Raw genomic sequence first — 14,234 nt, forward strand, 5'->3', positions numbered from 1 at the left:
GTATCCGAATAACTCTGTGCGTGGTGCTTAAGACACCAGATTGAGAGCGCGTTTCACCGGCGCGAAACTGCGGCGGTGAAATTCTGTCGCGCCGTGCTCAGCCAGCCTTTCCAGATGGAAGGCGGTAGGATAGCCCTTGTGTTGAGCAAAACCGTATTGCGGGAAGCTGATGTCCAGCGCCGTCATTTCCGCATCGCGCGTAACTTTGGCAAGTATTGATGCTGCGCTGATTTCCGCCACCCGGCTATCGCCCTTGACCACCGCCAGGGACGGCATCGGCAATGGCGGGCAGCGGTTTCCGTCGATCAACACATATTCCGGCGTCACCGAAAGCCCGGCAACCGCGCGCTGCATCGCCAGCATGGTGGCGTGCAGAATATTCAGCTCGTCGATTTCGTGCGGCTCCGCCCGGCCCAGGCTCCAGCACAGCGCTTTTTCAGTGATTTCATCGAACAGCGCCAGGCGGCGCTTTTCCGATAATTTTTTGGAATCGGCAAGACCCGGGATTGGACGGCTGGGATCTAAAATCACCGCCGCCGTGACCACTGCGCCCACCAGCGGGCCGCGGCCCACTTCGTCGACGCCCGCGACCAGATGGGTGTGCGGATAGATAAATTCGATCATTGCGCTAACTCCAGTACCGCATCCGCCGCCTGCTCGTCAGCATTGCAGCGAATTTGCTGATGCAACTGGCGGAAGGTTTCATGCATCTGTTCACTCTTCGCGCCACGATCTAACAGCGGCAGCAATGCGGCGTACAGGTTCTGAGGGGTGCATTCATCCTGAAGCAGTTCTTTAACCAGTTCGCGTCGCGCCAGTAGATTCGGCAGCGAGACATAATCGGTTTTGACCAGGCGCTTCGCCAGCCAGAAGGTGAACGGCTTCATGCGATAGCCAACCACCATCGGGCACTTCGCCAGCATACACTCCAGCGCGGCGGTGCCTGACGCCAGCAGCGCGGCATCGCTGGCGATCATCGCTTCGCGCCCCATGCCGTCCAGCAGGTGGACAGGCATGCCCGGCGCCACGTCCTGCTTAATCTTTTCAAACTGCTCGCGACGCTTCGCATTCACCAGCGGCACCACCACCTGCAAATCGGGGAAGCGTTCGCGCAACAGCAACGCAGTTTTCAGGAAGTCGGCGCTAAGCATTTCGACTTCCGCACCGCGGCTACCGGGTAACAAAGCCAGGCAGTGCGCATCCTGAGGAATGCCGAGCGTTGCTCTGGCCGCCTGCTTATCCGGATCCAGCGGCATCGCATCGGCCATGGTGTGGCCGATAAATCGACACGGAACATTGAATCGATCGTAAAACGCTTTTTCGAAAGGCAGAAACGCCAGCACCAGGTCGGTGGCTCTGCCGATTTTGAAAACCCGTTTTTGACGCCACGCCCACACTGACGGGCTGACGTAATGAATTGTTTTGATGCCCTGTTTTTTCAGGTTGCCTTCGAGGGTAATGTTGAAATCCGGCGCATCGATGCCGACAAACACGTCAGGCTTAAGCTCGGTGAAACGGCGGGTGAGATCGGCGCGAATATGCAGCAGGCGGCTAAGGCGGCCCAGCACTTCAACTACCCCCATCACGGCCAGCTCTTCCATTTCGTACCAGGCTTCGCAGCCTTCTGCCTGCATACGCGGCCCGGCGACGCCCACAAAGCGCGCGTCCGGGATGCGCGCTTTTAACGCGCGGATCAGGCCAGCACCAAGAATATCGCCGGAGGTTTCTCCGGCGACGAGGGCAATCGTTAAGGGTCGTTTTTCAGCCATTAACGAATCAGACCGCGCGTTGAACGTTCAAAGAACTCGGTGAACGCCTGCACTTCGGGATGTTGTTCCGCCAGCGCAGCGATTTCCGGTTTTGCTTCATCCAGCGTTTTGCCGCTGCGGTACAGCAGTTTATACGCGTTGCGGATCGCGATGATCGCTTCACGGCTAAAGCCGCGGCGCTTCAGCCCTTCGATGTTGACGCCAAACGGCGTCGCATGGTTACCCTGGGCAATCACATACGGCGGAACGTCCTGCGCGACGCCGGAACAGCCGCCGACCATCACGTGGGCGCCAATGATGCAAAACTGATGTACTGCGGTCATGCCGCCGATAATGGCGAAATCGCCCAACGATACGTGCCCGGCCAGCGTCGCGTTGTTGGCCAGGATGCAGCGGTCGCCCACGGTGCAATCATGCGCAACGTGCGCGTTGATCATCAGCAGGTTATCGCTACCTACCTTTGTCAGGCCGCCGCCTTGCTCGGTTCCACGATGAATGGTGACGCTTTCGCGGATGCGGTTACGGTCGCCGATCTCCACACGGGTTGGTTCGCCAGCGTATTTTAGATCCTGGTTTACTTCGCCAATGGATGCGAACTGATAGATCTCATTATCACGGCCAATTTTGGTATGGCCGTTAACGACGACATGAGACTTCAGAACAGTACCTTCACCGATCTCAACATGTGGACCGACGATGCAAAACGGACCAATGTGAACGTTAGCGCCGAGAACGGCACCGTCTTCCACAATGGCAGAGGGATGAACAAAGGCAGTTTTATCAATCACGTATCAGCTCTCCCGGCTGCGCGCGCACATCATCGTCGCTTCGCAGACAACTTTGCCATCGACCAGTGCGACGCCTTTAAAGCGCGTCAGGCCGCGGCGGGTTTTCTCAAAGGTGACTTCCATAATCATCTGGTCGCCCGGCACTACCGGACGTTTAAAACGTGCTTCATCGATGCCCGCAAAGTAGTAAAGCTCGCCCGGTTCCAGTTTACCCACGCTTTTGAATGCCAGGATACCGGTGGCCTGCGCCATCGCTTCCAGAATCAGCACACCTGGGAAAATCGGTTTACCAGGGAAGTGGCCCTGGAAAAACGGTTCGTTTACCGTAACGTTTTTGACTGCCCGCAGGAAGCGACCTTCTTCAAAATCCAGCACGCGATCCACTAAAAGGAACGGGAAACGGTGCGGCAGAAGCTCTAAAATCTCTTCGATGTGCAGAGTATGAGTGTCAGTAGTCAAGATACTGGTCCTGTCTAAATATACTAAATGGCAATAATAACACGGCCTGCGGCAATCCGGAGAATGCCAACAGGCCGCTTAACTTTGTCGTTTGCAGGCGTTAGCCAGAGGGCGTTATTCGTCTTTAATGACTTTCCGCTCAACAGCCTTCAGGCGTTTATTCATTTCATCAATGTTCATTACCAACGCTGCTGTTTTACGCCAAACCTTATTCGGCTGTAGCGGAATACCTGAAGAGTACACGCCAGGCTCGGAAATAGGACGCATCACCATACCCATACCGGTCACGGTAACTTTGTCGCAAATTTCCATATGACCGTTGATCACGCTGGCACCGCCAATCATGCAGTAACGACCAATTTTCAGGCTGCCTGCCATGATGACGCCACCTGCAACTGCGGTATTGTCGCCAATCACGACGTTATGCGCAATCTGGCACTGGTTATCAATGATCACGCCGTTGCCGATAATGGTGTCATCCAGCGCGCCTCTATCAATGGTGGTGCATGCGCCGATCTCAACGCGATCGCCAATAATCACCCGGCCAAGTTGGGGGATCTTAATCCAGTTACCACGATCGTTAGCGTAGCCAAAGCCATCCGCGCCGATCACAGTGCTGGACTGGATCAGGCACTGTTCGCCGATCTGGATCTCATGATAAAGAGTGACATTCGCCCACAGACGCGAACCCGCGCCAATGCGTGAATTTTTACCCACGAAGCAACCCGCGCCGATAATAACGTTATCGCCCAGCTCAACGCCGGATTCGATTACCGCATTCGCGCCAACAGAGACGTTGTCGCCCAGTTTCGCGCTGGCGTCAATCACCGCGCTGGGTGCGATATTCTGCGCAGGCTGAGGCGTGGTATCAAGAATTTGGGCCATATGCGCATAGGTCAGGTAGGGGTTCTTCACTACCAGCGCCGCGCTTTTGGCAAAAGGGAGATCGTCTGCGGTCATGACTACGGCAGACGCCTGGCATGCAGCCAGATGTTCACGGTAACGGGGGTTTACCATGAAGGTGATTTGCCCCTCACCCGCAGACTGCATTGAAGCAACGCCGGTGATGACGATATCGCCATCACCGTGCAGCTCTGCATCCAACTGTTGGGCTAAATCAGCCAGTCGAATTGAAGGCATTACTTATTTAACCTGTTTCAGTACATCAGCGGTGATGTCTTTCACATCGCTACCGTTATAAACAACGGTATTGGCGTCCAGCACCAGATCGACATCCTGATCGGCAGCCACTTTCTTCACAGCCGCCTGAATACGGGAAACCAGCTTGCCGCGTTCTTCGTTAGAACGGCGCGCACGATCCTGCTCGAACTGCTGGGCTTTAGTACCGAAAGCCTGGCGCTGAGTCATGATGTCTTTTTCCAGCTTAGTACGATCGCTCGCCTTCATCGTGGAACCATCACGCTGTAAACGCTGCATTTTGGTCTGCAGATCGCTTTCCTGACGTTGCAGTTCGCTGCCACGACTTTTGAACTCATTTTCCAGCGTTTTAGATACGCCAGTATTCTGAGCAACCTGCTGAAACAGATTTTGCATGTTTACAACTGCAACTTTATCAGCCGCCTGAGCGGATGCTGCCATTGCTAAACCGAGACCTGCAGCACATAACCACTTTTTCACAATAAACTCCTTACCATCCCATTAGTACCCGAAGGTACCGTTCTTTGCGTGGCCTGACGGGTGAAACACCCGCCAAAAGTCATCGCTACACTGCTAATGCATTCCTTCGCAACAAACAATTACCAGGTCTTACCGATGTTAAACTGGAACTGTTCTGCACTGTCTCCATCATACTTTTTAAACGGCTGCGCATAAGAGAACACCAACGGACCCAGCGGTGACATCCACTGCAAGGCAATACCCGCTGACATGCGGATATTGGCGGGATCGCTGTAGTCCGGAACGCCTGCCGCACGCATTTCTGCGGTGTTGTCCCAGTTGGTATCCCATACGGTGCCCGCATCAACGAACAGCGAGGTACGCACCGAGTTCGCGTATTTATCGCTGAGGAACGGCGTCGGGGTGATGAATTCCAGGCTGGCGACACCCATCGCGTTCCCGCCTACCGCATCGTCAGAAGAACAGTATGCGCTATTTTCGCAGTTATCTTCGTTCGGACCTTTATAAACTGCTTTAGGACCGATGTTATTCGACTGGAAACCACGTACGGTGCTGGAACCGCCTGCATAGAAGTTTTCATAGAACGGCATTTCTTTGCCGCCCAGACCGTCGCCATAGCCCCAACGGGTGCGTCCCAGGACTACCCATTTGTGGTCATCATCAATCGGCACATAGGTCGCCGTATCGAGAGTGAGCTTATAGAACTCGTTATCAGAACCTGGAATGGTCACTTTGCCGTTCAGGTTAACGCGCGAGCCTTCAGTCGGGAAGAAACCGCGGTCCAGCTTGTTATAAGTCCAGCCATAGTTAAAGGTGAAATCGTCGGCGGTAAAGCCGCGATCGCTACCGCCTTTCTGACCGAGCGAATCAAGATAACGATCCATCGCCACCTGCGGCTGCATGTTGGAAAGGTCGTTATGGACGTAGCCTACGCCTGCACGCAACGTGTTGTATTCATTGATTGGGAAGCCCAACGTGCCGTCTACACCATAACTTTTGTTGGTATATGAGGACAGATCGGCATCGTCCGCTTTAAAGTCGTTATAGAAAATGCGTCCGCCAAGACTAACACCATCCACGGTGAAGTATGGGTTAGTGACGGAGAATTCAGAATAGGTTTGATAATCGTTTTTGGTGCCGTTAATACCGACTGAATAGCCGGTACCTAACCAGTTATCCTGCTGTACGCCAACCTGGAAGCTGACGCCGCTTTCGGTACCGTAACCCACGCCGAAGTTGAAGCTACCGGTGTTACGTTCTTTAACCTTATAGACCACGTCTACCTGATCCGGCTGGCCTGGTACGCGCTGGGTATCGGTGTCCACGGTTTCAAAATAGCCCAGGCGGTTCAGACGCTCTTTACCCTGATCGACCAGATCGCTGCCCAGCCATGCGCCTTCCATCTGGCGCATTTCACGACGCAGGACTTCATCTTTAGAGGTGTCGTTGCCTTCAAAGCGGATTTTGCGCACGTAAAAGCGGTTACCCGAGTCCACGTTGACATGCAGTTTAACCGTTTTGTCATTCTCATTAATTTCAGGCTGAGTTTGCACGCGCGGGTAGGCGTAGCCGTAGCGACCAAGAAGCTTTTTAATGTCGTCTTCCATTTTGGTCACTTTGGTGCCGTTGTAGAGTTCGCCCGGCTGCATTTTGGTCAGCGTTTCAATTTCCGCCGAGTGACCAGCCAGGTTGCCGCTCACTTCCACGCCTGAAATTTTGTATTGATCGCCTTCGGTGACGTTAACAGTCACGTAGATGCTCTTCTTGTCCGGCGTCAGGCTAACCTGAGTCGAATCGATATTGAAGCGCGCATAGCCGCGATCCAGATAGTAGCTGCGCAGGGTTTCAAGGTCGCCCTGCAATTTTTGCTTCTGGTATTTACGGTCGCCCACCACGTTCCACCAGGGCACTTCATCGCGCAGCTGGAAGTGAGAGATCAGCTCTTCGGTGGTAAACGCATGGTTGCCCACGATGTTGATTTGCTGGATGGTTGCGGAAACGCCTTCCTGGAACACCAGTTTCAAATCCACGCGGTTACGCGGCAACGGGGTCACAACGGCTTTTACGCTGGCGCTGTATTTACCCACGCTGTAGTAGAAATCTTCCAGACCTTTTTCGATGTCGGAAAGGGTAGTGCGGTCAAGAGATTCACCGACGCGAACGCCGGAAGCCTCCAGGTTCTGCTTCAGCATGTCGTCTTTAACCGACTTGTTGCCGGAGAACGTGATGCTGGCAATGGTCGGCCGTTCTTTTACCTGAACAAGCAGCGTATCGCCGTCGCGCAATACGCGGACGTCTTCAAAGTTGCCTGTGGCAAAGAGCGAACGGATCGTGTTACTGATGTCTTCATCATTAACCGTATCACCGACGCGGACCGGCATGCTGAGGAGGGCCGCACCAACGGCGACTCGCTGCAGTCCTTCGAAATGAATATCTCTCACTACGAAACCGTCTGCACCGTATACAGTAGCGCTGCTGAACAGCAGCGACGCTATGAGCAATTTTTTAATCGCCATCGTTGTAATGCGCTCTTCCTAACCTGGCTCTCTATAACCGAGAGAAATCATTGAAAAGTGCAAGCCCCATTAACAGCACCAGCAAAATCGAGCCAATGCGATAACTAAAGTCTTGAACTCGCTCGGAAACCGGCCCGCCCTTCAGCTTCTCTATCGCTAAAAAGAGCAAATGCCCACCGTCCAAAACGGGTAACGGGAACAGATTGATAATCCCTAAGTTCACGCTGATCAGCGCTAAGAACATCAGGTAATAGATCAACCCATACTCCGCTGACATCCCTGCCCCCTGAGCAATCGAAATTGGCCCACTGAGGTTGTTCAGTTTGACATCACCGGTTATCAATTTCCCCAGCATATTGACCGTCAGCTTCATCAACTGCCAGGTTTTATCCGTGGCTTCGATAATAGCGGCAAACGGCCCATACTGGCGCACTGTTTTATACTCTTCTGGCAGCGGGATCACTTTCGGCACTACGCCGGCAAACCCTTCCGCCTTCCCATTACCGGATTTTGTATCCGGAATCAGGGTTAATGACAAGGGACTCCCCTGCCGTTCAATCTCTACTACCAGCTTTTGCGCCGGGTTGTCGCGCACCAGCGTGACGAAAGCCATCCAGTTTGCCAGCGGCTGACCATCGACTTTAACGATCCTGTCGCCCGCTTGCAAACCCGCTTTGCTGGCAGCTGAATCAGCCTGGACTTCAGCCAGCACCGGTTCAATCTTCGGTCCGTAAGGTCTGATGCCTAATGACGCCACCGGATCTTCTTTGTCAGGCTCGAAATGCCAGTTCTTGAGATCCAGCGTTTTGTTAGTTTGTTGCGTACTGCCAAACGGCCCCACGCCCAACGTCACGTTGTCATCGCCGATTTTCGCCACCAGCTCAAGACGAACGCTATCCCAGTCAGGCGTTTCGATACCCTCAACGGACTTAAGTTCCATGCCTGGCGCAATTTGTGCCTGCGCCGCGATGGAGTTGGGCGTTATTTCACCAATTACAGGCTTAACGCTGGGAATGCCGATCATAAAAACCAGCCAGTAGGCGACGATAGCGAACAGGAAGTTGGCTATCGGACCTGCGGCGATGATTGCCGCACGCTGGCCGACGGTTTTGTTATTGAATGCCTGATGGCGCATTTCCGGAATGACCGTTTCAACGCGCTCATCCAGCATTTTGACATATCCCCCGAGGGGGATAACGGCGATAACGTATTCTGTGCCATGACGGTCGGTACGCCGCCACAGGGCTTTACCGAAGCCGATAGAGAAGCGTTCGACGCGAACGCCCGCTTTGCGAGCCACCCAGAAATGGCCAAACTCATGCACAGTAATTAGAACACCCAGCGCGATGATGAAAGCGGCCAAATTCCAGAGAATGCTCAGCATAGATTATTCCGTTAAATCGTTCTGAAAACTAACAGCATCAGACACGCAAACACCGGCACAGCAGCCGTCAGGCTGTCGATACGATCGAGGATACCGCCGTGGCCGGGGATAAGATTCCCACTGTCCTTAATACCCGCTTCGCGTTTAAACATACTTTCGGTGAGATCGCCAAGCACCGAGGCCAGCGCGGCCACCACCGAGCATATCAGCAACGTCGACGGCGCGACTTCCAGATTTACCACCACGCCATAAATCCAGGAAATCACCGCGGCGGTAAACAGGCCACCAATAAATCCTTGCCAGGTTTTACCGGGCGAAACCTTAGGAGCAAGCTTATGTTTGCCAAAGAGTTTTCCGAACATGTACGCGCCGGAATCCGCGCCCCACACCAGAATCATCACGTACAGCAGCCAAATAGCGCCGTAGTAATGGTTGGCGTCGTAATGCCAGCCGCGCAGCGCCACCATGCCCCAAAAAAACGGCACGATAGTCATTAATCCGAAAACCAGCCGCAGAGCTTTAGAGTTGCGCCAGAAGGCGGCGGATGCCGGATAAAAAAGCACCAGCAACAAAGCAGCAACCCACCAGAAAAGGGACAGCCACAATGAGCCCTCAACAACCGCGATATCGACGCCATAGTGGTATTCAGGCAGCGTGAACAACATCAATGCAAGCAGCAGGCCACAAAGCACCGCCAGCCACACCCGTTGCGTACGGTTAACAAACCCGCTCAGTTGCCCCCACTCCCAGGCTGCCAGCATGCATACCACCAACGTGGTGATCGCAAAGCCAATCAGCGGCAAAAAGAACAGTGCGGCAATGACGACCGGAATTAAAATGAAAGCAGAAATCAGGCGATACTTCAGCAAAAGCTACCCCCATCAGGCTTCATTGTCACCGGACGCAGTCCCACCAAATCGACGCTCACGATTGGCAAAGGCATTCAATGCACCTTCAAAGTCTTGTTCATCAAAATCAGGCCAAAGAACATCGGTAAAATAAAGTTCCGCATAGGCGATCTGCCAAATCAGAAAGTTACTGATACGATGCTCTCCCCCTGTCCTAATCACTAAATCTACGGGAGCCAGCTCATGCATACAGATCTGCTCGCTGAGCAAATCCTCACTGATCTGATCCGGGCGCAACAGCCCTTCCTGCACTTGCTCAGCTAAACGCCGCACTCCCTGAATAATATCCCAACGTCCGCCATAATTCGCGGCGATGTTGAGCGTAAGGCCGGTATTTTTACTGGTTAAGGCTTCGGCTTTATGAATACGCTCTTGCAAACGGGTATTGAATCGACTGGTGTCGCCAATGATGCGCAACCGGACGTTATGACGATGTAAGTTCTTGACTTCACTATCTAACGCCCACACAAACAGCTCCATCAAGGCGCTAACTTCCTGAGCCGGTCGATTCCAGTTTTCACTGCTGAATGCATACAGAGTCAGCGCATCGATACCATGATTTGCAGCAAACGAAACGGCGCGGCGAACCGACTTAGCCCCCGCTTTATGCCCAAAGGCGCGGATTTTCCCCTGCCGTTTCGCCCAGCGCCCGTTGCCATCCATAATAATAGCCACATGGCGGGCGCCTGAAGCAGGCAGATTTTCGTTTACTGGTTGATTCGCAGACAACATAACGCGTTCTTTTTCCCCGATAAGGAGTAAACGGTACTCAGAAATACTGAAGCCTCTACACAAAAACGCCGTGTTTACCACGGCGAACCCGGCCTTCACAGCCTTTTACCCCCAATTAGGGTGGCGCAGACTATATCACTGAAGCCAGACGCTAACAAATAACATGGCTTTTGTGGGATGAATAATCATCAGCTTGCGAAGCGCATCACTTCCTGATGCGCAACCTTGCGCGCTTCCTCATCAACGCCTAACACTTCATCCACTGAGCGCGGTTCAGACAAGAGCATCGTGCCTAACACCTGGGCATTCAGCGCAGCAATGTCAGTGAAGCGAATCTGCTGATCGAGGAAAGCCTGAACGGTAATTTCATTCGCGGCATTCAGGGCGGTGGTGGCCGCCTGACCTTGTTCAAACGCGTCCATCGCCAGCTTCAGGCACGGGTAGCGTTGGTAGTCTGGTTCAACAAAGCTCAACGGGCCCGCTTTGCAGAAATCCAGCGGTTTCACCCCGGAGCTCACGCGCGCCGGCCAGGCCATGGTATGGGCGATGGGGGTACGCATATCCGGCTCCCCCAGCTGTGCGAGCACGCTGCCATCCACATAGCGAACCATCGAATGAATCACGGACTGAGGATGAATTAACACTTCCATACGGCTGGCTGGCGCATTGAAAAGCCAGCGGGCTTCAATATATTCAAGACCTTTGTTCATCATCGTGGCGGAATCGACGGAAATTTTACGCCCCATCGACCAGTTCGGATGCCGACAAGCCTGATCCGGCGTCATTCCCGCCAGTTCAGCCAGTGCGGTCTCGCGAAAAGGCCCGCCCGACCCGGTAAGGATAATCGACGAAATGCCGTTTTCCTCAAGGTCAGCGTACCCCAGCTGACGCTGGATTGTTTCCGGTAAACTCTGAAAAATGGCGTTATGCTCGCTGTCTACCGGCAGAAGGCGGGCGCCGCTCTGCTTGACGGCATCCATAAACAGCCGGCCACAGGTAACAAGTGATTCTTTATTCGCCAGCAGGATCTGCTTACCGGCGCGGATGGCGGCAAGCGTAGGCAATAATCCCGCCGCGCCGACAATCGCCGCCATGACCTGGTCGACGTCATCAAGCGCCGCCATATCACAGGCCGCCTGCCGTCCGGAAAGCACCTCAGTTGCACTCCCCTTTTCACGCAGCAACGCTTTCAACGCCGATGCGCTGGCTTCGTCATCCATCACCGCAAAGCGTGGAGTGAATTCGAGGCACTGCTCAGCCATGCGCGTTACGTTTTTACCCGCCACCAGCGCGGTGACGGCAAACTGCTGTGGATTGTGGCGAACAACGTCAAGGGTGCTGCAACCGATAGATCCGGTAGAGCCAAGAATGGTCAAATGCTTCATCAGGCGCTCGGTGAGGAAAAGGGAAAAGTCATCACGCAAGTTACACGTGGTCTAAATGCAAAACGCCGTAAGAAAACACCGCTAAGCGGCTTTCCTGTACGGCGTTCACATTCGCAAGGCGAGAAATTAGAACTGCATTAACTCAGTTTCTTTCTCTGCCAGCGCGGCATCTACTTTCTTGATAGCGGCATCAGTAGCTTTCTGAACGTCGTCCTGGGAACGGCGGTCATCATCTTCACTGATTTCTTTATCTTTCAGCAGCGCTTTTACTTTATCGTTAGCGTCACGACGCACGTTACGCACCGCAACACGCGCCTGCTCGGCTTCTCCACGCACTACTTTGATCAGATCTTTACGACGCTCTTCGGTCAGCGGAGGCAGTGGAACACGGATATCAGAACCGGCAGAACTTGGGTTCAGACCGAGATCAGACGCCATAATCGCTTTCTCAACCGCCGGGCCCATCGAACGATCAAACACGTTGATCTTCAGCGTGCGGGTGTCTTCTACCGTCACGCTTGCCAGCTGACGCAGCGGCGTTGGCGTGCCGTAGTACTCTACGATAATACCATCCAGCAGGCTTGGAGAAGCACGGCCAGTACGGATTTTGCTGATTTGGTTTTTGAATGCTTCGACGCATTTTTCCATACGCACTTCAGCATCTTTTTTGATTTCGCTAATCACGTTACGAGTCCTTGAAAACTGGTAGTTGGGCAGGCCACACACGCTCGCCTGACGACGTGAAACGCAGTGTGATAAGTATAGCCCGATTAATTCATGGCACCCGGCAGATAATCCGCCAACTGAACCGACAATGAAACGGAATTTTACCCGGAATTGTCGCTTACGGAAATTATTCCGTGATTAATGTGCCTTCTTTTTCGCCCATCACAACCCGACGCAGCGCGCCCGGCTTGTTCATATTGAACACGCGGATCGGCATTTTGTGGTCACGTGCCAGCGTGAACGCGGCGAGATCCATGACTTTTAATTCTTTTTCCAGCACTTCCTGATAGCTCAGTTGATCGTACAGGGTCGCTGCCGGATCCTTCATCGGATCGGCGGAGAATACGCCGTCCACTTTAGTGGCTTTCAGCACCACGTCGGCTTCGATTTCGATGCCGCGCAGGCAGGCTGCGGAGTCGGTGGTGAAGAAAGGATTGCCGGTGCCTGCAGAGAGGATCACCACGCGGTTGTTGCGCAGCAGGCTGATGGCTTCCGCCCAGCTGTAATTATCGCACACGCCGTTCAGCGGAATGGCAGACATCAGGCGCGCGTTAACATAGGCGCGGTGCAGCGCATCGCGCATCGCCAGGCCATTCATCACGGTAGCCAGCATCCCCATATGATCGCCGACTACGCGGTTCATGCCCGCTTTCGCCAGACCCGCGCCACGGAACAGGTTACCGCCGCCGATCACCACACCGACCTGGACGCCGAGCTCAACCAGCTCTTTAACTTCCTGCGCCATGCGATCCAGTATGCTCGCATCAATACCGAAGCCTTCTGCTCCTTGCAGCGCTTCGCCACTCAGCTTGAGCAGAATGCGTTTATAGACGGGTTTTGCATTGGTAGCCATGTTTCTTTCCTGGAACTGTCAACGAATGGGATGGTTTGGAGACGACATGATATGCCGCTTTTCAGTCCGCGCGCACTGGGAGCAAACTGAATATTCTACTGATAAAACAGAGCCGCCCTCAGGCGGCTCCTTACTGCATTAAGACTGCTTGGACATGGCAGCAACTTCTGCTGCAAAGTCAGTCTCAACTTTCTCGATGCCTTCGCCCACTTCGAAGCGGATGAAGCCAGTCACGTCAGCGTTGTGCTCTTTCAGCAGCTGAGCAACGGATTTGCTCGGATCCATAACGAAAGGCTGGCCAGTCAGAGAAACTTCGCCGGTGAATTTCTTCATGCGGCCTTCAACCATTTTCTCTGCGATTTCTTTCGGCTTGCCAGACTGCATGGCGATGTCCAGCTGAACCTGGTACTCTTTTTCTACCACTTCAGCAGACACGTCTTCCGGCTTAACGAATTCCGGCTTGCTTGCAGCGATGTGCATAGCCAGCTGTTTAACCAGTTCTTCGTCAGCGCCTTTAGCAGCAACCAGAACGCCGATACGCGCGCCGTGCTGGTAAGAACCCAGAACGTCGCCTTCCAGGGAAGCTACGCGACGGATGTTGATGTTCTCGCCGATTTTCGCAACCAGGGCAACACGCTCTTCTTCGAACTGTGCTTTCAGAACTTCAACGTCAGTGATTTTGCCAGCAACCGCTGCGTCCAGAACTTTGTTCGCGAACGCCTGGAAACCACCGTCTTTAGCAACGAAGTCAGTCTGGCAGTTAACTTCCAGAATGATGCCGTAGTTGCCGTCGATCTTGGTGATGATCACGCCGTCAGCAGCAACGTTGCCTGCTTTTTTCGCCGCTTTGATCGCGCCGGATTTACGCATGTTTTCGATTGCCAGCTCGATGTCGCCGTTCGCTTCGGTCAGCGCTTTTTTGCAATCCATCATGCCTGCGCCAGTACGCTCACGCAGCTCTTTTACCAGGGATGCGGTAATTTCAGCCATTCTTAAATCCTCGGGAGATTTGATCTACCCGGCGGTTAACGCCAGGCAGATATAAAAGAGAAAAAGGGGCCATAAAAAGGCCCCTA

14 protein-coding genes are annotated in these 14,234 nt (G+C 53.8%); all 14 read right to left on the reverse strand.

Features of this window, described 5'->3' with window-relative positions; translation table 11 throughout:
• Positions 1-27 precede the first annotated feature (27 nt).
• A complete protein-coding gene (gene rnhB / locus GV764_RS14885) occupies positions 28-624 on the reverse strand; it encodes a ribonuclease HII (protein WP_161660815.1) in 597 nt (198 codons plus the stop codon).
• A complete protein-coding gene (gene lpxB, locus GV764_RS14890) occupies positions 621-1,769 on the reverse strand; it encodes a lipid-A-disaccharide synthase (protein WP_161660816.1) in 1,149 nt (382 codons plus the stop codon). Before lpxB ends, rnhB begins: the two co-directional genes overlap by 4 nt.
• On the reverse strand, positions 1,769-2,557 hold the full coding sequence (gene lpxA, locus GV764_RS14895; protein ID WP_161660817.1) for an acyl-ACP--UDP-N-acetylglucosamine O-acyltransferase: 789 nt from the start codon (positions 2,555-2,557) through the stop codon (positions 1,769-1,771). Before lpxA ends, lpxB begins: the two co-directional genes overlap by 1 nt.
• Positions 2,558-2,560: 3 nt before the next feature.
• On the reverse strand, positions 2,561-3,016 hold the full coding sequence (fabZ, locus tag GV764_RS14900; protein ID WP_002436969.1) for a 3-hydroxyacyl-ACP dehydratase FabZ: 456 nt from the start codon (positions 3,014-3,016) through the stop codon (positions 2,561-2,563).
• A 114-nt stretch (positions 3,017-3,130) separates the two neighbouring features.
• Complete coding sequence (gene lpxD, locus GV764_RS14905; protein ID WP_161660818.1) at positions 3,131-4,156, reverse strand: UDP-3-O-(3-hydroxymyristoyl)glucosamine N-acyltransferase; 1,026 nt, start codon at positions 4,154-4,156, stop codon at positions 3,131-3,133.
• 3 nt (positions 4,157-4,159) lie between these two features.
• Positions 4,160-4,654 (reverse strand): molecular chaperone Skp, encoded by a 495-nt coding sequence (skp, locus tag GV764_RS14910; RefSeq protein ID WP_161660819.1) that lies wholly within the window; start codon positions 4,652-4,654, stop codon positions 4,160-4,162.
• Between the two features lie 119 nt (positions 4,655-4,773).
• Positions 4,774-7,170, reverse strand: coding sequence for an outer membrane protein assembly factor BamA (gene bamA / locus GV764_RS14915; protein WP_161660820.1), 2,397 nt, complete (start codon positions 7,168-7,170; stop codon positions 4,774-4,776).
• Positions 7,171-7,201: 31 nt separating this feature from the next.
• Positions 7,202-8,554 (reverse strand): sigma E protease regulator RseP, encoded by a 1,353-nt coding sequence (rseP, locus tag GV764_RS14920; RefSeq protein ID WP_161660821.1) that lies wholly within the window; start codon positions 8,552-8,554, stop codon positions 7,202-7,204.
• Positions 8,555-8,565: 11 nt separating this feature from the next.
• Entirely contained in the window at positions 8,566-9,423 is an 858-nt protein-coding gene (cdsA, locus tag GV764_RS14925; RefSeq protein WP_161660822.1) for a phosphatidate cytidylyltransferase, read from the reverse strand.
• Positions 9,424-9,435: 12 nt separating this feature from the next.
• Complete coding sequence (gene ispU, locus GV764_RS14930) at positions 9,436-10,194, reverse strand: (2E,6E)-farnesyl-diphosphate-specific ditrans,polycis-undecaprenyl-diphosphate synthase (RefSeq protein WP_161660823.1); 759 nt, start codon at positions 10,192-10,194, stop codon at positions 9,436-9,438.
• A 188-nt stretch (positions 10,195-10,382) separates the two neighbouring features.
• Positions 10,383-11,579: a 1-deoxy-D-xylulose-5-phosphate reductoisomerase gene (ispC, locus tag GV764_RS14935; RefSeq protein ID WP_161660824.1), complete on the reverse strand. Its 1,197-nt coding sequence runs from the start codon at positions 11,577-11,579 to the stop codon at positions 10,383-10,385.
• A gap of 126 nt (positions 11,580-11,705) precedes the next feature.
• On the reverse strand, positions 11,706-12,263 hold the full coding sequence (gene frr, locus GV764_RS14940; RefSeq protein WP_002436957.1) for a ribosome recycling factor: 558 nt from the start codon (positions 12,261-12,263) through the stop codon (positions 11,706-11,708).
• Between the two features lie 169 nt (positions 12,264-12,432).
• Entirely contained in the window at positions 12,433-13,158 is a 726-nt protein-coding gene (pyrH, locus tag GV764_RS14945; RefSeq protein WP_125293603.1) for a UMP kinase, read from the reverse strand.
• Between the two features lie 138 nt (positions 13,159-13,296).
• Positions 13,297-14,148 carry a translation elongation factor Ts gene (gene tsf / locus GV764_RS14950; protein ID WP_008501911.1) on the reverse strand — a complete coding sequence of 284 codons (852 nt, stop codon included), beginning with the start codon at positions 14,146-14,148 and terminating at the stop codon, positions 13,297-13,299.
• Positions 14,149-14,234 lie beyond the last annotated feature (86 nt).

This window comes from Atlantibacter hermannii (genome assembly GCF_009907385.1).
Lineage (GTDB): Bacteria > Pseudomonadota > Gammaproteobacteria > Enterobacterales > Enterobacteriaceae > Atlantibacter > Atlantibacter hermannii_A.